Origin of the sequence: Paraburkholderia sejongensis (genome assembly GCF_020880815.1) — a bacterium.
Taxonomy (GTDB): Bacteria; Pseudomonadota; Gammaproteobacteria; order Burkholderiales; family Burkholderiaceae; genus Paraburkholderia; species Paraburkholderia sejongensis.
On the sequence record NZ_JAJITD010000003.1, the window covers coordinates 385231 to 408144 of the forward strand.

Annotated in this window: 14 protein-coding genes; 7 read left to right on the forward strand and 7 right to left on the reverse strand. The window is 64.6% G+C overall.

Annotation, left to right across the window (positions count from 1 at the left end):
- Positions 1-18 precede the first annotated feature (18 nt).
- Together LJ656_RS07935 and LJ656_RS07940 are read right to left on the reverse strand one after the other, a co-directional pair.
- Positions 19-2361 (reverse strand): type VI secretion system Vgr family protein, encoded by a 2343-nt coding sequence (locus tag LJ656_RS07935; RefSeq protein ID WP_230508716.1) that lies wholly within the window; start codon positions 2359-2361, stop codon positions 19-21.
- Between the two features lie 34 nt (positions 2362-2395).
- Positions 2396-2878 carry an Hcp family type VI secretion system effector gene (locus tag LJ656_RS07940; protein ID WP_230508717.1) on the reverse strand — a complete coding sequence of 161 codons (483 nt, stop codon included), beginning with the start codon at positions 2876-2878 and terminating at the stop codon, positions 2396-2398.
- 180 nt (positions 2879-3058) lie between these two features.
- Here LJ656_RS07940 and LJ656_RS07945 point away from each other — a divergent pair, with 180 nt between their 5' ends.
- The 7 genes from LJ656_RS07945 (at position 3059) to LJ656_RS07975 (ending at position 12416) form a co-directional block, all read left to right on the forward strand.
- Positions 3059-3655, forward strand: a complete 597-nt coding sequence (locus LJ656_RS07945) for a type VI secretion system tube protein Hcp (protein ID WP_230508718.1) — start codon at positions 3059-3061, stop codon at positions 3653-3655.
- A 33-nt stretch (positions 3656-3688) separates the two neighbouring features.
- The gene (tssE, locus tag LJ656_RS07950) at positions 3689-4195 is read left to right on the forward strand and encodes a type VI secretion system baseplate subunit TssE (protein ID WP_230508719.1); all 507 of its coding nucleotides are present in this window, start codon (positions 3689-3691) and stop codon (positions 4193-4195) included.
- 18 nt (positions 4196-4213) lie between these two features.
- Complete coding sequence (gene tssF / locus LJ656_RS07955) at positions 4214-6100, forward strand: type VI secretion system baseplate subunit TssF (RefSeq protein WP_230508720.1); 1887 nt, start codon at positions 4214-4216, stop codon at positions 6098-6100.
- Positions 6076-7209, forward strand: coding sequence for a type VI secretion system baseplate subunit TssG (tssG, locus tag LJ656_RS07960; protein WP_230508721.1), 1134 nt, complete (start codon positions 6076-6078; stop codon positions 7207-7209). The genes tssF and tssG overlap by 25 nt, the downstream gene beginning before the upstream one ends.
- Before the next feature lie 105 nt (positions 7210-7314).
- Positions 7315-10071 (forward strand): type VI secretion system ATPase TssH, encoded by a 2757-nt coding sequence (gene tssH / locus LJ656_RS07965; protein ID WP_230508722.1) that lies wholly within the window; start codon positions 7315-7317, stop codon positions 10069-10071.
- Between the two features lie 25 nt (positions 10072-10096).
- Positions 10097-11593, forward strand: coding sequence for a type VI secretion system-associated FHA domain protein TagH (tagH, locus tag LJ656_RS07970; RefSeq protein WP_230508723.1), 1497 nt, complete (start codon positions 10097-10099; stop codon positions 11591-11593).
- 43 nt (positions 11594-11636) lie between these two features.
- Positions 11637-12416, forward strand: coding sequence for a PP2C family protein-serine/threonine phosphatase (locus LJ656_RS07975; protein WP_230508724.1), 780 nt, complete (start codon positions 11637-11639; stop codon positions 12414-12416).
- Positions 12417-12502: 86 nt separating this feature from the next.
- Here the strand turns inward: LJ656_RS07975 and tssC are convergent, their stop codons facing one another.
- The 5 genes from tssC to LJ656_RS08000 form a co-directional block, all read right to left on the reverse strand.
- The gene (gene tssC / locus LJ656_RS07980; RefSeq protein ID WP_230508725.1) at positions 12503-14008 is read right to left on the reverse strand and encodes a type VI secretion system contractile sheath large subunit; all 1506 of its coding nucleotides are present in this window, start codon (positions 14006-14008) and stop codon (positions 12503-12505) included.
- A gap of 42 nt (positions 14009-14050) precedes the next feature.
- Positions 14051-14560, reverse strand: coding sequence for a type VI secretion system contractile sheath small subunit (gene tssB, locus LJ656_RS07985; protein WP_230508726.1), 510 nt, complete (start codon positions 14558-14560; stop codon positions 14051-14053).
- 96 nt (positions 14561-14656) lie between these two features.
- Complete coding sequence (gene tssA / locus LJ656_RS07990; RefSeq protein ID WP_230508727.1) at positions 14657-15715, reverse strand: type VI secretion system protein TssA; 1059 nt, start codon at positions 15713-15715, stop codon at positions 14657-14659.
- Between the two features lie 15 nt (positions 15716-15730).
- Entirely contained in the window at positions 15731-21247 is a 5517-nt protein-coding gene (locus LJ656_RS07995) for a two-partner secretion domain-containing protein (RefSeq protein ID WP_230508870.1), read from the reverse strand.
- Complete coding sequence (locus tag LJ656_RS08000) at positions 21222-22904, reverse strand: ShlB/FhaC/HecB family hemolysin secretion/activation protein (RefSeq protein WP_230508728.1); 1683 nt, start codon at positions 22902-22904, stop codon at positions 21222-21224. The genes LJ656_RS07995 and LJ656_RS08000 overlap by 26 nt, the downstream gene beginning before the upstream one ends.
- Positions 22905-22914 lie beyond the last annotated feature (10 nt).

A 22914-nucleotide genomic window follows, 5' to 3' on the forward strand; every position in this document is an offset into this window, starting at 1 on the left:
TCCGTCAGCATCGCCTCGTCAATTCTGCAAGATCTTCGATCCTTTCATCACGATATCGCTGCTCGCTTTGGCATTGATCTTGCCGCTGCCATCGACGGTAATGTCCTTGCCCTTGATCACGATCGTCCCATCCTTCTTCATGCTGATGCTGGCGCTGCCGGTGGTAATCGTGAACGATTCGCCCGCATTCATGGTGATGTTCTTGCCGACCTTAAGGGCATCATCCTCACTCACTGAAGTGGTGCGCCCCTTGCTGACCGTGCTCGTCTGAGCGCCGCTAATGGCTTCGCTCGCGTCGGCCGCCACGGTCGTAGTCTGGCCTCCGGCGACATCGATCGACCGATCGCCCGCAACGCTAGTCGACTGATTCCCGCCGGTGACGAACTTCTGATCTCCGGCGACATTCGTCGTCTGAGTCGTCCCTACCGTCATGACGTGATGTGCCCCAATGGTCTCCGCCAGATACGCGCCTACGGTCACCGCCTGAAATATTCCCACCGATACCTGTCGCGCGCCGCCCACGGTAATCGTTTCATTGACCCCTACGGTATGGGTCCGTTGCAACGCGACGGTTGAAGTCTCGCTCGCCTCGACTGTCTTCGTGCGATTAGCCATGATCGTGATTTTTTCATTGGCCCCAACCGTCTCGGTGCGGTTGACGCCAATCGCAGTCGTTTCGTTGTTCCCCACTGTCCTCGAGCAGTCATGCTTCACCTGGGTGGTCTCGTCGTGGTCCACGGTTCTTTTGCGATCGTGCCCGACCCAATGCGTCTCGTCGTGCTCCACTTCGATGTCCTGATTCTTCTCCGCATGGAGCAATACCTGCTCGGCACCCTTCTTGTCCTCGAAACGCAGTTCGTTACAGTTCGCGCCGCTGCCGCCCTTGCTCGAGCGGCTCTTGATCCCCGATTGCGTCATATTCGCGGGCAGTTCGTAAGGCGGCATCTGCTCAGCGTTGTAGACCCGCCCGGTAATGATCGGCCGGTCGGGATCGCCCTCCAGAAAATCGACGATTACTTCCTGTCCGATCCGTGGAATCGCGACGGCACCCCAGCCCTTGCCCGCCCACAGTTGCGACACGCGTATCCAGCACGAACTGTTCTCGTCGCGCTTGCCGAGGCGGTCCCAGAAGAACTGCACTTTCACGCGCCCATAGCTGTCGGCGTAAATCTCGTCCCCTCCAGGTCCGACCACGGCCGCGGTCTGCGGCCCCTGCACGAACGGCTTGCGCGTGATTCGCGCCGGTGCGAAAGGCTGTTTCGCGTCGATCGCCGAAAACCAGCATTCGCATCGATTTGACTGGCTGCCTTCGAATGCTTCGTAATCGGCCAGGTCGATTTCGTAACGCGTGCGCGTCACCAGATACTCAATGTTCTGATCGGAGCGTGGATGGCGCTCCAGCTTCAACAGGCTCCCAACGCGCACGCTCATGCTGTTGGTGCGCGCGTCCACCTGGTGCCAGTTGATTGCCTCGGCCGCGCCCGGCGATGACGGTTCGGCCCACCACTCATCGGCGCGCGTCCTTGCCCGGCTTTCGCCATGATCGGGATCGACATATCCACCGGGATAGTCGAAGTGCTCGAGATCCCCGAACCCATCGAAGCCTGGCATGCTCTTGACCGCCTTTTTCTGCAGCGGCCGCGAAGGATGCTTGAAGTCGTAGTCGGTCATCACCCAATGATGTGTCTCGATCTCGCGACGGGTCTTCCAATCGCTCACGTATTCAGCGCCTGGCGCTGCGCCAAGTACCGCGCCGTAGGGAAGCGACTCGCATCCCGGCGCGCTTTCATGGGTCGCGAGCGTGTCGGTCAGGATCAGCGACTCCTTCCCGTCGCGATCCTGATACCAGTAATAGATCCCTTCATCCTCCAGCAGTCGGCTCACGAAATTGAAGTCGGATTCGCGATACTGCACGCAATATTCGCGCGCGGGATGCTTGCGCGTGTTCGCCTTCCATTTGATCTCGCCGAAGTCCACGCTCTTGTAGACCGGGTCCGCGAAAATGGCCTTGACGATATCCTCGACGCTCTTGTTCTGGAAGATCCGGCAATTAGTGCGACGCGTGAGCAACCAGAGCCACGGTCTGACCGCGGCCTCATACACATGCATGCGGCCCCGCATGCCGGTCTGCCTGAATGCGACGACATAACCGGGGAAGATCCGCGGCTTGAGCTTGGGCACATGCAGCGACACCGTGATGCGCTTTCCGAGGATGCGCCGGAAATCGATGTCCGGGCGCTTCGACAGCAGCGTCAGGTCGCAACTGAACATGCGCCCCAGTTCCGCCGTGGCGCGCATGCTCAGGAACAGCAGATCGTCGCCAAGCGGCGTGTCGATTGTGACGAGCCCGGGCTGGGCCATAATCGGTGTCTCCGGCGGCGCACCTGTGCCGCACTCAACGGACGTCCATGCTCTTGACGTTCCAGCCGCACTTGCTTGAAGCTTGCGGCTTGCCTTTGTCGTCCAGCGCCTTGTGCTCGTACTCGATGTCGTGGAACGCAAGCGTCACGGTCTCCTGAACGAGCCCTTCTGGCGTCGTCCCGTGCTTGACCGACGTCACCATCACCCCCTTCAAGGTAACGGTGAGGTATTCCTGTTGCCCCTCGCCGGCTACAAAGACCGTCAGCTTGCCATCGTCAAGGTGGGTTCCTTTCGCGCACGCCATCATCAGCGCCGTTGAAGCCGTGTCGTAGTCGTGGACGAAAGTCAGTTCGTCGGGGATCGCCTTGCCGACCGACAGGCCTGCCGCCGTCGATGAACTACTCGCGTTCTGGACGCCCCACTGCCAGCCCACCAGTTCGATCTGGTCTTCTGCTTTCTTGTGTTTCGATTGGCCCTTTATGTTTTTTAGTTTCAAAAAACTATCGTGTGTCCGCATGGCTCGCTCCCGGTGATACGCCGACGCCCTGAGGTTCCCTGGCGACGCTGCTAGGTAAACGAAACGTCCGGCGCATTTTTGAAACGGCAGGTATTCAAAAACGCATGCGCTCGACCGTCTTTGCTTCGATACCGGTCGAACGGCCACGCAAGTGACCACCCCACGTCGAGGGCCCTGGCGATGCCGAACTCCGATGCTTTGCCGCAGGCCGCAAGCCGTCTCACACTGGAATATCTGCACCAGTTCGACTCGCTCGCGCTCGTCGCATCTGACGACATGTTTCTCCACATCATCCCGAAGCGCAGTAACACGCCGCTCAAGGGCGAAGCCCCGCCGCGCGGAAACTGGGAGACGCCGATGCAAATTCACGGCTGGCGCTGGGCCCAGGGTTACGACACCTGCCATCCTGGCCAGGCGCTCAACGCGAACGACATGCGCGTGACCGATCTGTCCGTGATCAAGGTGGTCGATGCCGCTTCCCCCGCTATCGCAAAGCTGTGCGCGCAGGCCGAGCCGCTCGCGCTGGCGCATATCAAGTGCTTCAAGTCCGGTGGACCGGACGACGGCGTGCAGATCGAATTCCTGTCGATGAAGCTCGAGGACGCGTATATCCGCAACTACCATGTCTACACGAGTCCCCGCCTGATGCGGGCGTGCGAAATGTTCGATATCTCGGCCTGCACGCTGACCATGACCTACGCACCGCAAACGAAGACCGGCAGCCGCGGCGCTGAAGTGAAATACACGCTCGACGTCGCCGCACGGCGGGTGACGTGACCGGGCCCGGCGCCACGTGTTCGAGGAGCGCTCATGGCCGAACCCAAAGCCACTGACCATCTGCAACCGTCGCTGCTCGACCGGCTGATCGACGACAACCCGCAAAGCCGCGTCGAGGTGGACGATGCGCGCTTCCTGACCAGGCGGACTTTGCGCGCCGGCGTACTGCGGGACCTCTCCTGGCTTTTCAACACGACCAATCTCTCCAACGAGATTTCGGCCGAACACTATCCGGCCGCGTACACGTCCGTGCTGAACTTCGGCTTGCCCAGCCTGTCCGGCGGCTTTGCTTCGACGGTCGATGCAGTCGCGCTCGAGCAGGCGATTCGCGAAGCAATCGTGCGCTTCGAGCCTCGTATCGCGCCCGAGTCGATCGAAATCGAGCCGGTGCTCGACCGCCCGGTGCTCGACATGCACAACCAGATTTCACTCGTGATCCGGGGGCTGCTGTGGGCACAGCCCGCGCCGCTGGAATTCGCTCTGCAAACCGAGATCGACCTCGAAGAAGGGGGAATCACGGTGACCGAACTGCTGCGCTGACTGCTCCATACCTGCGCCATGGACCCCCGCCTGCTCAAGCACTACAACACCGAACTGGCGCACCTGCGCGAAATGGGCGCGGAATTCGCGCAGCAGTTCCCGAAGATTGCGGCGCGCCTCGGCATGAGCAGCTTCGAGGTCGCGGATCCCTATGTCGAGCGGCTGCTCGAAGGATGCGCATTTCTGGCCGCCCGCGTGCAACTGAAGCTCGAAGAAGAGTTTCCGCGCTTCACCCAGCATCTGACGCAGGTCGTGTTGCCACAGTCGGCGTGTCCGACCCCGTCGATGCTGATCGCCCGGCTCGCGCCCGATCTCGGCAATCCCAATCTCGTCACGGGTTTCACGGTCCCGCGCCACACGGCGCTGATCGCCAGTCGAGCTTCAGGCGACGCCGTGCCGTGTCAGTTCAGAACGAGCGCCGACCTGACCCTCTGGCCGCTCGAACTAACCGACGCGCGTTATCTCGCGCAGGTCACCGATTTGCCGCTCACGACACTACCGGGAACGCGCGCGCTCGCGAGGCGCGTGAAAGGCGCGCTGCGCCTGCGACTGTCGGTGGCGGAGGGATTGAGCTTCAACATGCTCGGTCTCGACAGCTTGCGCCTCTACTTTGCAGGCGGCGACGATACTGCGTGGAAGCTCTTCGAATTCGTCACCGGCAGCACACTCGCGGTCGTGGTCTCGACTCCGCAGCGGCCCGTCCCGCAAGTCGAGACGCTTGCCGGCGACCTTGTCGGCAGCACGTGCTTCGACGACGCCGAAGCACTTTTGCCCGTCACGCCGAACGCGTTCCAGGGATACCGGTTGTTGCACGAATACTTCGCTTTTGCCGAACGCTTTCGTTTCGCCGTCATCGATGGCCTGTCGGCCGTGCTGCCCTCGTTCGCGTCCCGTGAAATCGAGTTGACCATCCTGCTCGCGAATGGCGACGCGGCGCTCGAGCGCGTGGTGTCGCGCGAGCATCTGCTGCTCGACTGCGTGCCCGCGATCAACCTGTTTTCGAAACATGCGGACCGCGCCTTCGTGTCGGATAGCGTCGCGGAATTTCATGTGGTGCCGGACCGCACGCGTCCACTCGACTACGAAGTGCATACGGTCACGGCCGTGTCGGGCTACAGCGCGGGCGACGACCGCGAGCAGGCGTTTCATCCGTTCTACGCGGACTTTCTCGCCGACCGACCCGAGGACGCGGCCTATTTCACTGTGCGGCGTGAGCCGCGCGTCGTGCCAGCCGAGCGCAAGCGCAGCGGCTATCGCACTGACTACGTCGGCAGCGAGGTGTTCGTGTCGATCGTCGATCCGCGCGAGGCGCCTTATCGCGGCGATCTGCGGCAACTGTCGTTCGACACCCTTTGCACGAATCGCGATCTGCCGGTCTTCATGCCGTACGGCGGCACCCAGAACGACTTCGCGCTCGACATCGCGGCGCCTGTGGCATCGGTTCGCTGTATCACACGGCCGTCGCCGCCCGCCGCGCCCAGTCTGGATTTCGGTCAGGGCTGGCGGCTCGTAGACCAGCTATCGCTGCACTACCTGTCACTCTATGACGGCGACGCGCAAGCAGGCGCGGCGGCGCTACGCGCGCTGCTGACGCTGCACGTGCGCGGCAACGACGAAGCCAGCCGTCGACAGATCGCGGGTGTTCTGTCGATACGCACGACGCCCGTGGTCCGGCGCTTGCCGATGCCCGGGCCCATCGCGTTCGGGCGCGGTCTGCAGATCGAACTGGACGTCGAGGAGTTTGCGTTCCAGGGCGGTAGTGCTTACCTGCTCGGTTGCGTGCTCGATCGCTTTTTCGCGCGCTATGTTTCGATCAACTCGTTCGTGCAGACGGTCCTGCGCACGACGACTCGCGGCGAAATCCTGCGGCCGCCCCCGCGATGCGGAATCCGGCCGATCTTTTGAGCGCGGCCGCCGACACGCCGCCCGCCTCCCCTGCCGCCGCCGACGACGCAGCCGGGCGGCTGCACGCGCTCGAGTTGCTTTTCGAGCACGTCGCCGCCGCGCCGCACCAGTACGACTTTTTTCAGTTGATGCGTCAGATCGAGGCGCTCGCTGCGCAGCTCCCGCGCCTTGGCACGGCTTCACGCCCCGCCGACGAACCCATCCGGCTGGCCCAGGAGGTCTCGCTCGCCTTCGCGCCGGCGCCGCTCGCCGCGCTGACCCGCGCCGACGAACGGGTTCGAACCCACGCGCCACGACTGTCACAGCGCTTTTTCGGCCTGCTCGGGCCCAACGGTCCATTGCCGCTGCATCTGACCGACTTCGCCCGCGAGCGCATCATGCATCACGGCGATGCCGCGTTCGCGCACATGCTCGACATGCTCCTGCACCGCTTCCTGCTGCTGTTCTACCGCGCGTGGTCGCAGGGACGTCCCGCCACCAGCATGGATCGTCCTGACGACCGCTTCGCGTTCTATGTCGGCTCCCTGATCGGCTTCGCGGACGACGCGAGCCGTCGGCGCGACGCGGCGTCCGATTTCGCGAGACTTCATTTTGCGGGTCTGCTCAACATGCAGACGCGCCCGTTCGAAGCGCTCGAAGCAATCGCCGGTGCGCTACTGCGCGTGACGGTGCGGGTCGAGCCGTTTTGCGGACACTGGATGCCCCTCGAGCGTGCCGAACGCACCGTGCTGCACACGGGCGGCACGCATGCGGCGCGAAGCCGGGCTCGCTCGAACCATGCACGCCTTGGCGGCGGCGCGGTGCTCGGCATCCAGGTCTGGGACCGGCAGCACAAGTTTCGTCTCGCGATCGGCCCGCTATCGCTCGCACAGTACGAGGCGCTGCTGCCCGGCGGTGACGCGCTCGCGCCACTCGTCGCCATTGTGCGGCAGCATCTGAACCGCGAACTGGCATGGGACGCGAAGCTGATCCTGCGCGCGGACGAAGTGCCGGTATCGACGCTCGGCCGCTATGGACGTCTCGGCTACTGCGCATGGCTCGCGCAGCACGATCGGCGTCACGATGCAGCCGACCTCGCGCTGGCCGCCGATACGCATGTGCCGCTTTGACGTCGCGATTCACGCCAGCTTTCAAAAAAACCGCTCACCTGGCCGTCTTATAAGACGACGGCGTGCCACGGCAGCGCTCGTCTCCTGCTCAAAGGAGCTTTCACGATGGCGGAAATCAGTCGTGTCGCCTTGTTCGGCAAGCTCGACCCGCTCGGGTACAAGTCCGCTGAAAGCGCCACGGTGCTGTGCAAAATGCGCGGCAATCCTTACGTTGAACTGGAGCACTGGCTGATGCAGATCGTAGAGACGCCCGGCTCCGATCTGCAACGGCTGATTGCTCACTACCACATCGATACCGCCGTGCTGGCCCGCGACATGACCGCATCGATCGATCGTCTGCCGCGCGGCGCGACCTCGATCTCCGACATCTCCGAGCACATTACGGACGCGATCGAACGCGGCTGGGTCTACGGCACGCTGCTGTTCGGCGCGACGCAGGTGCGCACGGGCCACCTGATGGTCGGCATCCTCAAGACGCCCCGGCTGCGCAACATCCTTCTCGCCATCTCACCGCAGTTCGAGCGCATCAAGCTCGACGATCTTTCGGACAACTTCGCGAGCATCCTCGCGTCCTCCGCGGAAAACGCACCAGACCGGACCAGCGCCGACGACGGCCCGCCGTCCGGCAGCGCGCAAGCACCGGCGCCCGCGGCGCTGGGCAGGCAGGAGGCGCTCAGGAAGTACGCGACGGATCTCACCGATCGTGCGCGCGACGGCAAGCTCGATCCGGTCAGCGGACGCGATGGGGAGATCCGCCAGATCATCGATATCCTGATGCGACGACGGCAAAACAACCCGCTGCTGACCGGCGAGGCAGGCGTCGGCAAGACGGCGGTGGTTGAAGGCTTCGCCCAGCGTCTCGTGCGCGGCGACGTCCCGCCCTTGCTGCGCGGCGTCACGCTATGGTCGCTCGATCTCGGCCTGTTGCAGGCCGGCGCGAGCATGAAGGGCGAGTTCGAACAGCGACTGCGGCAGGTCGTCGAAGAAGTGCAGGCCAGTGCGTCACCGATCATCCTGTTCATCGACGAGATTCACACGCTGATCGGCGCAGGCGGGGCAGCGGGCACCGGCGACGCGGCCAATCTGCTCAAGCCGGCGCTGGCACGCGGCGACCTGCGCACCATCGGCGCAACGACCTGGGCCGAGTACAAGAAATACATCGAGAAAGACCCCGCGCTCACACGGCGCTTTCAGGTCGTGCAAGTGCACGAACCCGACGAGGCGAAGGCCGTGCGCATGCTGCGCGGCGTCGCGTCCGCGCTGGAATCGCACCACCGGGTGCTGTTGCTCGACGAAGCCATCGAAGCGGCGGTACGGCTCTCGCATCGCTACATTCCCGCGCGGCAACTGCCGGACAAGGCCGTCAGTCTGCTGGATACCGCTTGCGCACGCGTCGCGGTCAGCCAGCACGCCACGCCGCCGCAACTCGACGACTGCCGCCGCCGGATCGACGCGCTCGACATCGAAGCGGCCATCGTCGCACGCGAAGCGAGCATGGGCATCGATAGCGGCTCGCGAGCGACGGAAGTCGCCGACAGTCTCGCGCGCGAGCATCAGGCGCTCGCAGGACTGGAAGCACGCTGGAACGACGAAAAGGCAGTGGTCGACGAGTTGCTCTCCGTGCGCGCCGCGTTGCGCGCGAGCGGCGAGCCGGTCGACCCGGCCGCGACTGTCGTCGGCGCGAACGACGCGCGCAGCGAGAGCAGCAGCACCGCGCACACCACTGGAACGACCGAAGCCAGCACCGAAGCCGTCTCCCGGCAAGGCAACGACCGCGCAGCACTGCTTGCCCGACTCGGCGAACTGCAAACCCGTCTCGCCGATCTGCAGGGAGAAGTCCCGCTGATCATGCCGAGCGTCGATGCCGCGGTCGTCGCTTCGGTGGTCGCCGACTGGACCGGCATTCCCGTCGGCCGCATGGTGAGGAACGAAATGGCGGCGATCCTGAATCTCGCCGACACGCTCGATCGGCGCGTGATCGGCCAGCGCCACGCGCTCGACATGATCGCTAAGCGGATCCAGACTTCGCGTGCGCGCCTCGACAATCCGGACAAGCCGATCGGCGTCTTCATGTTGTGCGGCACATCGGGCGTGGGCAAAACCGAGACTGCGCTCGCGCTCGCCGAGGCGCTTTACGGCGGCGAGCAAAACGTCATCACGATCAACATGAGCGAGTTTCAGGAGGCGCATACCGTCTCGACCCTCAAAGGCGCGCCGCCGGGCTATGTCGGTTATGGAGAAGGCGGTGTGCTGACCGAGGCTGTGCGGCGCCGTCCGTATAGCGTCGTCTTGCTCGACGAGGTCGAAAAGGCCCATCCCGACGTGCACGAGATCTTCTTTCAGGTGTTCGACAAAGGCTGGATGGAGGACGGCGAAGGCCGCTATATCGACTTCAAGAACACGATCATCCTGCTCACGTCGAATGTGGGCTCGGAAGTCATCATGCGCATGTGCCGCGACCCGGCGAGCCCTCCCGCGCCCGCGGCGCTCGCCGCCGCCTTGCGCGAGCCGCTGCTCGAGGTGTTCCCGGCCGCGCTTCTTGGCCGCGTCGTTACCGTGCCCTATTACCCGCTGTCCGACACGATGATGGCGAACATCGTGCGCCTGCAACTGGAGCGCATTCGCCGCCGCATCGCCGAGAATCACGGCGTGCCGTTCGAGTTCGACGACGATGCGGTCAAACTCATTGTGTCGCGCTGCACCGAAGCCGAATCGGGCGGCCGCGTGATCGACGCGCTGCTCACCAACACGGTGCTGCCGCGCATCTCGACGGAATATCTGACGAGGCTGACCGAGGGCCGGACACTCGCGCGCATCCGTTTGTCGACCACGGCCGGCGACTTTCACTACCAGTTCGACTGAAATGGAGCCGTACGGGAGTCATCCGATGCTGACGCTCACCGTGATCACCTTCAACGGCCAGCCGCGTGCGCAACCTCCCAGCGCCACTTTCGATACGTCGGGCGGCACGATCGGCCGGGCGGACTCGAACCGCCTCGTGCTCGAAGACCCGGAGCGCACGGTATCGCGCGTGCATGCGCAGATCGTCTGGCGTGACGGACTTTATCGACTGATCGACCGTGGCAGCAATCCGGCGCTCGTCAACGGCTTGTCGCTGGAGCCCGGTCAGGAAATCATCGTCAGGGAAGGCGACGAAGTGCAGATCGGCGGCTATAAGTTGCGCTGCGCGGTCAAAGACGATGATCCGCCGACCGTCACCACCCTGCCCACCACGCCCACCATGCCGGCGGATCCCGGTAACGATCCTTTCGCGGACATCTTCGGCGCGCCGTCGCCGTCCGCGCGCGGCGAGCACCAATCGGACGGCCTGGACGACCTGCTGCGTCCGGCGGGCACGCGCAGCGAGCCGTCCGTCCAGCCCCGCGAGACGCGCTCCGGCTTGCCCGACGACTTCGATCTGGGCCTCGACGATCCCGCTGCGAACCGCTCGATCGATGAACTGTTCGACCTGGGTCCCGCAGCCGATCTGCCAACTGGAGAACGTGCCGATTCGCGACGCTCGCAGCCCTTCGGCGAGTCACCGATCGACGATCCGCTCAGCGCGCCGAACACCGCTCAGTCGAGCGATCCGTTCGCGAGCCTGACCTCGCCGGCGCGACCTGTTGCGCCGCCGCCCACGCAGCCCGATCAGGGCTCGGAACTGCACAGCGCGTTTCCGTTGCCGCGCATGCGTGCGCAGCCGCAGGAAGCACGGCGGGAAGAGCCGTGCCCGCCGCCGTGCGCGCCGCCCGCGAGCGTCGCGCCATCCTCGCCACGTCCGGCCGACGAGCGCGCGCTCCTCGACGCCTTCCTGCGCGGACTCGATGCGCCAGGCGTGCGCCTCGACGCGCTCACGCCGGCCGTCATGCAACTGGTCGGCGCGCTGCTGCGCGAGGCGACGCAAGGCACGCTCGACCTGCTGAGCGCACGCGCGACGACGAAGCGCGAGATGCGCACCGACGCGACGCTGATCGTCGCGACCGGCAACAACCCGCTCAAGTTCTCGCCGGATGTTGAAACCGCGCTCGCCCATCTGCTGAATCCACCGTCCCGGGGCTTCATGCCGGGCACCGAGGCCTTGTCGGACGCCTACGACGACCTGCGCGCGCATCAGGTCGGCTTTGTCGCGGGCATGCGCGCCGCACTCGAAGGCGTGTTCGAGCGCTTCGAGCCCGCGAAAATCGAAACGCGCCTCACGCAGCACTCGCTGCTCGACACGCTGCTGCCGCAACTGAACCGTCGCGCACGCTGCTGGGATCTGTTCAACGAGCTGTACAACCAGCTTTCGCACGAAGCCGCCGACGACTTCCACACGCTTTTCGGCAAGGCCTTCGTGGCGGCCTACGAGGCGCAGATCGACCGCCTGAACCAGCGCAAGCGCTGAACCCGATTCGTATCCAGAAACACTGCGTCCGCCGGAGGACATCGTGCAACTGCAAAGCGCAAGCGTGAGCGATGTGGGCGGTCGAAGCCGCAACGAGGACGCCTACGGTGAATGGCGGCGCGGCCACCTGTTCGGCTGCGTGGTGGCCGATGGCGCAGGCGGGCATGGTGGCGGCGATACGGCGTCGCGCATCGTCGTCGACACGGTCTGTGCCGAACTCGAACGGGTGGCCGCCGCGAATATCGCGCTGGGCGCGCCGAACCTGATGCGGATCCTGTTGCGCGCGAACGACGCCATCATCGACGCGCAGGAAACCGGCGGCGCGCTCGAACACATGCGTTCGACCGCGGTGCTGCTCGCCATCGACGAACTCTCGCAATCCGCCGCCTGGGCACATTGCGGCGACACCCGTCTCTATTGCTTTCGCAACGGCGCGGCCGTGGTCCAGACGCAGGACCATAGTCTGGTGCAAAGCATGCTCAACGCGAATCTGCTGGAAAACCAGGACGTGCGCCACCACCCGCGCCGCAACGTGCTGTTCTCAGCGCTCGGCACGGCCGATGAATTTCCGATCGCGATGTCGGGCGAACCTTTCCCGCTCGCCGATGGCGATGCGTTCCTTCTTTGCACGGACGGCTTCTGGGAGTCCGTGGACGAGGCCACGATGATCGACGCGATCGGTCGCGCGGCGTCGCCGTCGGCATGGCTCGAACGGCTCGCTGCACAGGTCAGGGACAACGCCCGGTCAGGACAGGACAACTTCACCGCGACGGCGGTGTGGCTCGGCGACCCGCAACAGACGACGGTCCTGCACATGCGCTAGCGCGCCGGCGCCGGACCGCGGGCGTTGACGCAACCGGCGTGGCCGCCTCAGGTGGCCGCCTCAGGTGGCCGCCTCAGGCAGCCGCCTCAGGCAGCCGCCTTCGCCGACGGCAATCGCGACACGAGCCGCAGCGATACCGTCAGCCCTTCGAGCTGATAGTGCGGACGCAGATAAAAAGTCGACGTGTAATAGCCCGGCGCCCCCTCGACCTCCTGCACCTTGACTTCCGCCGCCGCGAGTGGCTTCTGCGACTTGGTGATCTCTGACGAGTTGGCGGGATCGCCATCAACGTATTGCGTGATCCATCGGTTCAGCCAGTTCTCCATGTCGTCGCGTTCCTTGAACGTCCCGATCTTGTCGCGGACGATGCACTTCAGGTAGTGCGCAAAACGGTTGCACGCGAATAGATACGGTAGTCGTGCGGCGAGCGCCGCGTTTGCCGTGGCGTCGGGGTCTTCGTAGATGAACGGCTTTTGCAGCGATTGCGCGCCGATAAAGGCAGCGAAGTCCGAATTCTTGCGGTGAATCAGCGGCATGAAGCCGTTCTTCGCAAGCTCGGCCTCGCGACGATCGGAAATCGCAATCTCGGTCGGGCATTTCATGTCGACGCCGCCGTCGTCGGTCGGAAACGTATGCACCGGCAACCCCTCGACGGAGCCGCCCGACTCCACCCCGCGAATCCGCGAGCACCAGCCGTAGAGTTTGAACGAGCGGTTGATGTTGACCGCCATCGCATACGCCGAATTGGCCCACGCATACTTGCTGTGATCGGCCAGGCCGGTCTCTTCCTCGAAGTCGAATTCATCCACTGGCGCGGTGCGCGCGCCATAGGGCACCCGCGCGAGAAAGCGCGGCATCGCCAGGCCAAGGTAGCGCGCGTCTTCCGATTCACGCAGCGAACGCCAGCTCGCATATTCCGGTGTACCGAAGATCTTGGTCAGATCACGCGGATTGGCCAGTTCCTGCCACGAGTCCATCTGCAGAAGGCTCGGGTCGGCTGCGGCAATGAACGGCGCGTGCGCCGCCGCGGCGATCTTGGACATTTCACCGAGCAGTTCGACATCCGGTGGACTCTGGTTGAAGTAAAAGTCACCGACCATCACGCCGATCGGTTCACCACCGAACTGGCCATATTCCTCTTCGTATACGCGCTTGAAGAGCGGACTCTGGTCCCACGCGACACCCTTGAAACGCTTGAGCGTCTTGCCTAGATCCTTTTTCGAGATATTCATCACGCGGATCTTGAGCATCTCGTCCGTCTCGGTGTTGTTGATCAGGTAGTGCAAACCGCGCCATGAGCCTTCGAGTTTCTGGAAGTCGGGATGATGCAGGATCTCGTTGACCTGTCCAGTGAGCTTCGCGTCGATTTCCGCAATCAGGCTCTGGATCGTGCGGATCGCATCGCCGGAAATGAGCTGGGTTTTCGAGAGCGCCTGCTGTGCAAGCGTCTGCACGGCGGTCTGCACGGCGTTCATCGCCTCATCGCTCTTCGGACGAAACTCCTTGTTCAGAAGTGCAGCGAGATCGATGCCTTCGAGTGCCGCGCCCTGCTGTTCAGCCGGCGTTTCAGTGGACTTCGGAATGTCAGACATGGTCGTTTCCCTTTAGTGGGACGCCGCCGGCGCAACCGGGGCTCATTCGGCCGCCGTCGCCGGCTTTTGCGGCGTGCTAGCGAGCGTCTGGAGCAGTGCCGGGTCTTCGAGCACGCGCGCGATCAGCTCTTCCGCTCCGGTCTTGCCGTCCATATAGGTGACGAGATTGGCGAGCTGCGTACGCGCTTCGAGCAGCTTTTTCAGCGCGTCGACCTTTCTGGCGACGGCGCCCGGCGAGAAATCGTCCATGTTCTCGAAGGTGATGTCGACGCTGAGATTGCCCTCGCCGGTCAACGTGTTCGGCACCTGGAAAGCGACGCGCGGGTTCATCGCCTTCATCCGGCTGTCGAAATTGTCGATGTCGATTTCCTGGAATTTTCGCTCGCCGACCGGCGGCAACGGCTCGGCGGGTTTGCCGGACAGATCGGCCAGCACGGCCATCACGAACGGCAGCTGGATCTTGCGTTCGCTGCCGTAAGTCTCGACGTCGTACTCGATCTGTACGCGCGGCGCCCGGTTGCGGCCGATGAACTTCTGACTGCTCGTTGCCATAAGCCCTCCCTGCGTTTTCGACACTCACCTCTTTCTAAGACGATCGGGCGGCGATTGATTGAAAAACCACGCTGCACGGACCTGATTGAGCGCCCATCATTTGGCCTCCTTGCCGAGAATCTGCTGGATCTGCGCAAGGCTGTCCGGCGCAAGATCCTGCATGATCGCGATGAAATCCATCTCCATCAGCGCTCGCGCACGGCGGATCAGCAGCGGCGCCGGATTGGTCGGCTCGGTGCGTTCGAGAAAGGCGCAGACGGCGTCGAGCATCGCGATGGCGTCCGCGCGAGTCGCAAGCCGGGCCGGGCCCTGGGTGGCCGGTGGCTGCCCCAGCCTTGCCACCGCTGCGCCGGCCGTGGCAAGGGCGGCAGCGGGCTGCGGGAACTCGTCGGGTTGCGCCGCCGCGGCATGCTCCACCGCCACGGAACGGCACACGGTCGCGAGGTTCTGGGCTGCACCCATCATCATGGTGATGCTCGGCGCGTCCTCCGCGCCGAAGCATGCGCTCATCCGGTTGGCCAGTTTTTCGACGGTCTCCGGTAAGGCCAGTGCGTCCGCCAGCGCCACCGGATCGTCCTTGACCGCCTTGGCCAGCACACCCTGCACAGTCTGAAGCGTCAGCTTCGACTCACCTTCGGGTGCGTCCAGCTTGCCCGCCGCGATCAAAATGTCGCGTACGGTGAGCCGGTCGCCCGGTACCTGGCAGACTTCGGCGACGCGCAGATCGTGCAGCAGCGTCGAGTGATCGTTGAAAGGCGTAAAGGGATCTCCCAGCGCCGTGAGCGCGGTCGCACGCAGGGCGGCGGGGCTGTCGGCATCTTCCGCGTCGAGCGCCGGATACAGGTTCTCCCAGTAGCGTTCGTGCATGCCGAGGAGCACGCGCAGCCCCGCGTGAAAGCCGCCGAGTCCGGCCACCCGCGAGGCGGCCCGCGTGTAGATGAGCGCGACGCGCAGATCCTTCGACCGGTCGAGCAGCGCGGCGGCGCGCTCCATGATGTCGCGCCACGGCGGTTCCTCGTCCGTCTCCTGGAACTGCCGCTTCGGCTTGTCGCTCGCGAGGGCATCGAGTTCGAGGAATTCGGCGTCGTATTCCAGATCGACGCCGCACGGGGGCATCGTTGCGGTTTCGGCGAGCAAATGTTCCACGTCGAGCATCGACCGTCTCCGCCGCTAGAATTCGTCGCAGCCATGCTGGCCGTTGACGATGACGCAACTGTTCAGATTCGGCCGCGAGCGCACCCGCTTCCATTCGACCGCGAGCTTGTCGGCGGCGCCTTCGGGCTGCTGGAGGGCCAGAATCGGTTGGTTGGACCCGACACAAACGTGGATGCCGCCCAGATTGCTTTCATAGACGAAACTCTGCTCCTGCGCGGTAAAGAGCGGTTGCAAGCCGGTGCGATCGAAGACCCGACCGTTATTGAGTGGAATCGGTTCGACCGTCAGCGTGCCGGGCACTTCCGTCAGCTTGTAGCCGACCAGCGAAGTGAACGTGCCGGTGACAGGATATTGACCTGCCGGCGAGTTCGCGTTGGCCGGCGTGCTGAACGGGCCGGCCGCGACGGCCCCGCTTGCGGTGTCGCCGTTGATCAGGCCCGTCACGGTAAACGTGAAGGCGGGATTGGCGGCGCCAAACAGGCGGCTAGTGCTGTTGATGGTGACCGTCAGCGTCGGCTGCGCGGCATAAACGAAATGATTGCTGCCGAGCGTTACGCTGCCGCCCCAGTTGCAAGTGCCGGGAAAGACGCAGCCATAGAAATTCGGCTGTGTGCCACCCGGATCGAGCCCGCCGCGCGTCTCGCCCTGCCAGCTTGCTTCCCAGATATGCCAGGCGTTGCCCGCGGCAAGTTTGCCGCCGCCGGCGTTGTCGAACTCGCCGTTTTCCATCACGAGGTCGATCGTGCGGCCCGCATTGACGCTCGTTGGCGTACCCGGAATGCCGAGCGCTATCCCGCCGTTTGTCGATTCCGCCTGGAGACTGCCGCTCAGCGACGAGTTCGTGCCGTCGATGGTCGTCACTTTTCCGGTCGCCGAATCGTAGGTTTGCGCGATCAATGGGCCGATGTCGAAGCTGCCGGGATTCGAGAAGGTCACGTCCTGTGCACCGACTATCGCGAGTCTGCCCACGTTGTTGCCCGGATCGGTCAGCGTGTAGCTCGTATTGCCGGCCAGCAGCAGGCCAGCTGCGTCGATGCCGTTCGGGTCAGTCACGGGGCCGGCCGACGAGATCGCCAACGTGTGTCCCGGCATCGAGACACCGAACGGCAGTGCGACGCCCTGGCTGCCCGTCGCCGGATTCGCGAGCGTCAGGTTGCTGAGGACCGTTGGGCGTTGTGGCTGCGCACACGTGGCGGCATTGCCGGCACAGGTACCCTCGACCGTGATGCGACCGGTTTGCGTAGTCGAGCCGAGCACGAGCGTGTTCAGCGTCGGCGCGATCGTCGTATAGGTCGCCGGGTCGATATCGAGCCCCGCGGCGGTGGGTGCGAACAGCGTGATCGGCACGCCGTTTTGCGGGGTTACCGCAAAGGTCGAGGGATCGACGGAAGCCGGCGCTGCGATCAGCACGCCGCCCGGAGTTGAAATGGAGCCAGCGGCGCTGCGGCCGAGCAGGCTGGTTGCCGTGCCGTCGTTAGCCGACCGCAGGATGATGACGCCCTGTGGACCTGTGCTGATCGTCACGGGGCCCGTCACGATTGCGGAATCCGGCGGTACGGGAACCGCGCCGATACCGATGCCCGCATCGGACGTCACGGTCGAACCAGTAACGGAGATCGTGCTGTTGGCCGCCGTCGCGGCGATCGAACCGTTCGCGAGCAGTACGCCGTAACTGTCCGACCCGCTTGCGGTGGCGTTCCCCTGACCGATCCCGGAGAAGCTGCCGCGCATGTCGATGCGCCCGCCTCCCGTCGTCGTGATCGATGACCCCTCGAACAACGCGACGCCGTCGAAGCCCGCGCCGAACCCGGAACCCGCGACAGAGATGTTGCCGCTTGTGCTCGTCAGCATCGAAGCCACCGGCGTACCGAAGAACCGTGGCACATCGTTCGTCAACAGCACGCCGTAGCCAAGCTCCGGTCCGGTGCTCTGCCCTTGCAGTTCGATTGCGCCCGTCGACGTTCTGATCGTTGCACTATCCACACTGACAGCCGCATTGCCCTCGGCCGGCGTATTGTTGACTCCATGAATCGTGACAAAACCGCTGTTCACCCCAGCTGCGCCGCTCGTCACGCCGACGCGCGTATCCAGGTCCGCCAGCGCGAGTTGGACCGCTGCGCCGTCAAAGCCGGTCGTACCGCCAGCCCGTGTGCCAGCGATGAAGTTGCCGCCGTTGGTCCAGATCTGGACGCGGTCTCCTGAACTGCTGTCGACACCGCCGATGGAGATGGATAGCGGCGCGTCGAGCGTGATATTCAACGCGCCCGAACTCGACTTCGCGCTCGCCGGAGCGAAGAAGATGGAGTTGGCCGAGGTCAACGAGAGCGTTGCGTCGCCCCCGTCGTTCTTCAGGATCGGACTGAAGACATCGATGTTACCTGCGGATCTTGCTGTGCCCGTTGTCGTAATGGTCACATCGGCGGTCGGCGTCTCCTGGCTGGTGAAAGTCTGTACGACGCTGTTCGACGCGCTGTCGAACCTGCTCGAGGTGGTCCCGCCGATCTCTAGCGACCCCGCACTCACCAGGTTCACTTTGCCCGTGCCGACCATGGAAAGCACGCCCACCTGATTCGCCGCATTGGTGAGCGTGAAACTGCCGGGACCGTTGAGAGCCAGGCTGTTGGCGGTGACTGGGCCGCCCGTCACCGCGCCGGCTGAAGATAGCATCAGCGTTTGCGCGCCAACGGAAACACCCACCGGCATCGCGATACCCTGACTGCCCGCCCCCGCGTTGTCGAGCGTCAGGTTCGATGCGAACGTGGCGGCGCCCGGCGCACAGGTGGCGTCTGCGGGCTGACAGCCCGCGTTCACCGTGATCGAACCGGTTTGCGTCGACGAACCCACGATGATGTTTGCGATTCGCGGGGAAACGGCATCGAACAATGACTGCGGGATGCTGAATCCGGCGCCTGAACTGAACACGCTGATGGCGGTGCCGTCGTTTGCGATGAGAGCGAACGTAACCGGATTCACGCTGCCAGGAACCAGCACGAGTGAACCGTTTGGCGCAAGCAGCGACGACGTGCCGTCGATGCTGAACGGCGTGGCCGTTCCATTGTTCGACGCGCGAAGCACGATCGTTCCCCCCGTGCCGGTCGATACGTTGGCATTCGTGAAACCCATCCCGCTTGCAGCGGACGATGTGGAGCCGCTGACCGAAATCTGCGTCGTACCGGTTGCCGTCAGATTGGTTTCGGCCAGCGACACAGCGGGGAAAAAGGTGTCGATATTCGAGGTCGTGCTCGGCAGTCCGTCGTTTACACCACGCAAATCGATCGAGCCGCTGCCGGTGCTGATCGTTGTCGGCAGTTCAATGTTGTTCCCCGTGATCTGGACGCCGGGGTCCACGTGACCGCTGCCGAAAATCTGAATGTTGCCCGTCGTCGACGCGATGGTCGTCCTGACGGCGGCCGTGCTGGAGATGGCAACGCCTTGCGCGGGCGCAGCGGTGCTTAGCGTCGGTCCCGTGCCCTCGATGTCGATCAGCCCCGTCGTCGTGTTCAGGATCGAACCACTGATGGATACCGCCGTACCGTTCGGCGACGCGCCGTGGATCACGAGGTTGCCGCTCCGCTGAGTCGGGTCGCCTACGTCCGCCGCTGAACGGACACGCGTGTCGAGGTTGACGTCGGTTAGCGCCACGCTGGGACTAATCTGTCCAGTCACCGCCGGCACGCCGATCGTCAGGTTGCCGCCGTTCGTCCAGAGATTCACCGGCAACGCGGCAGCGGCAGCGCCCACGCCAGTCACCCTGATCGCCGCGCTGCCGTTCGTCGTCTGAGCGCCGTTCGCAAGCAAGACGATGTCTAGCGGACCCGGCGTGGTGCCGTCTCCCGGCTCGGCGGTGATCGACGGGTTCGGCCCGTTGGCTGTGCGCGTGATGATAATCGACCCGCTGGCGTCCAGCGTCAGCGATGCGGCGCCCCCCGTCGTCTTCGTGATCGGTGCGCTGACGGTGATGTTGCCGGCATCGGTCGCGCTCGGATCGGACGACTGCGTCGTGACGATGACCCTGGTCCCCTGGTTGAGCGCGGCAACGATCTGGCCGTTGGCAACCGTCGCGCCTTCCGACGTGGGAGTGAACCTGCCGCCGCTCAGCGCTCCCCCAGTGGTCTCAAGTCCAATCGTCACGTCAAACGGATCGAGTAGCCACGTGCCGGCCACGCCCATCGGCGCCGACGCGTCGATCTGCGCTCCCGCTGTATCAAGGTAGTGTCCCGATGTTTCGATCGCCCCGCCGTTGCCGCCCTGCGGGCCGCCTTTAGCCGACAGCGTGCCGTAAAGCCGCGCAGTCTCGGCGCCATATGCGATGAGTTGCCCTCCCGCCCCTCCCTGGAGGGCATCGGCGCGCATTTGCGCGGTCGGGTCCATCCAGATTGCCTGGGCATTGCGAATGTCCAGGTCCCCGCCACCCGCGCCACCGCCGACGCGCACTCTGCCGCCGCCCGCGGCGCCGCTCGCGTCCAAAGTCGCGTTCGCCGGCAACGCGACGTATTGCCCGGTCGCGTCGATCTGGCCGCCGGTGAGCCCCGCGCCTCCCGTCGCATCCAGAACGCCCGCTACCTGGGTGACGCCATTGGGCCCGCCGTCCAGCACGATGCGCCCATTGCGCTGCGCAACACTCTGCGCGCGCACGACCCCTTCCTGATTGAGCACGGTGCCAGCGAGCGCGTCCGCGCTTTGAACCGACATCAGGACCTGGCCGCCGTCGGCGGCGAGCGTGCCCGAGTTGTCGAGCAGCGCCTGCGCCGCCGGGCTGTTGATCTTCAGCATCGTGAGGCCATCGCCGGCGAAATCGAGCGTGATATCGCCGCCGGCGCCCAGCGCGACCGTGCCGAGTTTCGCGCTGACCGTGCCGCTGTTGCTGACCCGCGCGCCGAGCATCGCCACCGTTCCGCCATCGGCCGCCTGAATCGAGCCTTGATTGACGACACTGCCGCCCGCTTGCCCCGCCACCGTGACGAAATGATAGTTACCCGCGAGAAAGTCCTTATCTGACATGCCGAGCGTGGAAGCCACCAACGACCCCACATTGACCGACGCCCCTGGCGCGAACAATATGCCCGCCGGATTAATGAGAAACACTTTGCCGGTGGCGTTCAGATGACCCGCGATCTCGCTCGGATTGTTGCCTATCACCCGATTGAGCATCACCGCACTTGCGTTCGGCTGCTTGATACTGACCGTCTCGTTGCCGCCGATAGAAAACGCTTGCCAGTTGACGATCGCCTGGCCCGTCGTCTGCGTGATCGGCAGCGTGTTGTTGGCCGACGGGCCGATTGCGACGCTGCCATTGACGACCTGGCCACCCACCGGAAACGCACTGGCCCCGGGCGCGACCAGCAGGATCATCAGCGGCATCAGTGGCACAAGCGGCCGCAGGAACGGCTCACGCGCCGCGATCCCGTCACGCCGGGCCCGCCGCACCTCTTTGCGACGCGCGCGTTCTTCGGCCCGGCGGCGAAGCCGGCCCGGGCCGCGGGAGGTGTCGTTCATGTCAGCTCCTTCAGAACGCCTTCGACAACTGCACATAGAGGCGCGGCAGCTTGTCGTTGCCCGTCGTGTCGGGTCGCGTCGTGCGCCAGGCGAGGCTCGCGTCGACCGTGATGCCGGCGGGGCCGACCCAGAAAAGTCCGAGACCCGGCCCGCTGCGCGTCGTGGTATTGGCGCCCTGGCCCGGAATCGGGCGCGCGTTGTAGCGCCCAACCCCGATATCGAAGAACACGGACAGCGTGAGCGTCGGAATCACGGCGTAGCGATACGACACCGTGCCGATCAATGCCTCGTCGACGACCGCTTCCGACGGCGAGTAAGCACGCACCGCATGTGGCCCCCCGAGCGCGATGCGCGACGAGCTGTCGAGATTCTGGTTAGCCCACTGTCCCGAAATGCCGATGAACACGCTCGACTTCTCCGTCACCGCGTTCAGCCGGTTCGCGAGCATCGTCATGCGCACGCTGTTGCCTTGCGCATTGCGCCCGCCCGGCCCTGCGTCGAGCGCGCGGCCCAGCTCCGAATCGATATTCAGATGCGCAACCGAGAGTTCCACTTCCGCGCTGTTGAAGCCGCCACCGAGAAACGCATCACGGCTTTCATAGGACAGCCCGATACTCGCGACCGAAAGCTTCTGCGGATTCTCGAAGCTGGCGATGCCGATCTTGTCGTTGAGCGAACGATATTCGAGTGCACCGCGCAGCAGCAGGTTCTGGCTGCGCGAGCGGATCAACGGATGCGAGATCGACGCGGTGACGACATCGGCAATGCCTTGCGCATTGAGCGCCGCGAACTCCTGGCCGAGGTAGTAGTACAGATGCGAATAAGCGATGCCCGCGCGAGTACCGTTGCTGTCGATCGGCATGTCATAGCCAATGCGGCCGTATAACGTGTCGCCGCGTTGGGCGGCAAGCAGGTTCGCGTCGAGGTTGTCGCCGCGCATCAGCGGCGACGCGAACCGCCCGACCAGACCGACGCGTCCGGTGCCGGCAGGCGGCGCGCCGTAGTTGTCCGCCGCGACACCGAGTTCCCAGCGTCTTGCGGGCGAGAGGTTGATGGTCAGATCGACGGTGCCGGGCACGCTGCCCGCTTCGAGCGACGAACTCACATGCACGCCGGGCAGGTCCGACAGCAGCAGCATCGTACGTTCGAGGTCGCGCTGAAGCAGCGGCTTGCCCGGTTGGATCGCGGCGAGCCGCGCGCGCACGAGATCCTCGCGGATCGGCGTGCCCGGCGCCATCTCGAGGTTCACGCGGCCGATCCTGCCTTCGAGCACGGTGAAGGTCACGTCGCCGTTGGTCACGTCCTGCGGCGCGATCACGACCTGCGCGAGCGCATATCCGCGGTCGTGATAGGACTGCGCGAGACGCGCCGCCAACACGTTCAGGTCATTGAGCGAAACCTGCTGGCCGATCTTGCCGCTCACGAGCGGCAACAGGATGTCGGATGACAGCGTATCGTTGCCCACCAGATGGACGCTGTGTAGCTCGAAGGTCTTGCCGTCGGGAATCGGCGGCGGCGGGGCGGGCGGCGCCGGCAGGGCTCCCGCTGCGCCGGTCGGCGGCGCGGTCGGTTCCGGTCGCGCCTGCTGATTGAGCAGTGTTCCCGCATTCGGGAACTGTTGCGTGCCGGCGCCGGGCGGCTGTTGCGCCCAGGCCGCCGTGCCTGTCGCGCATGTCAGTGTCGCCAGTGTCATCGGCAGACAT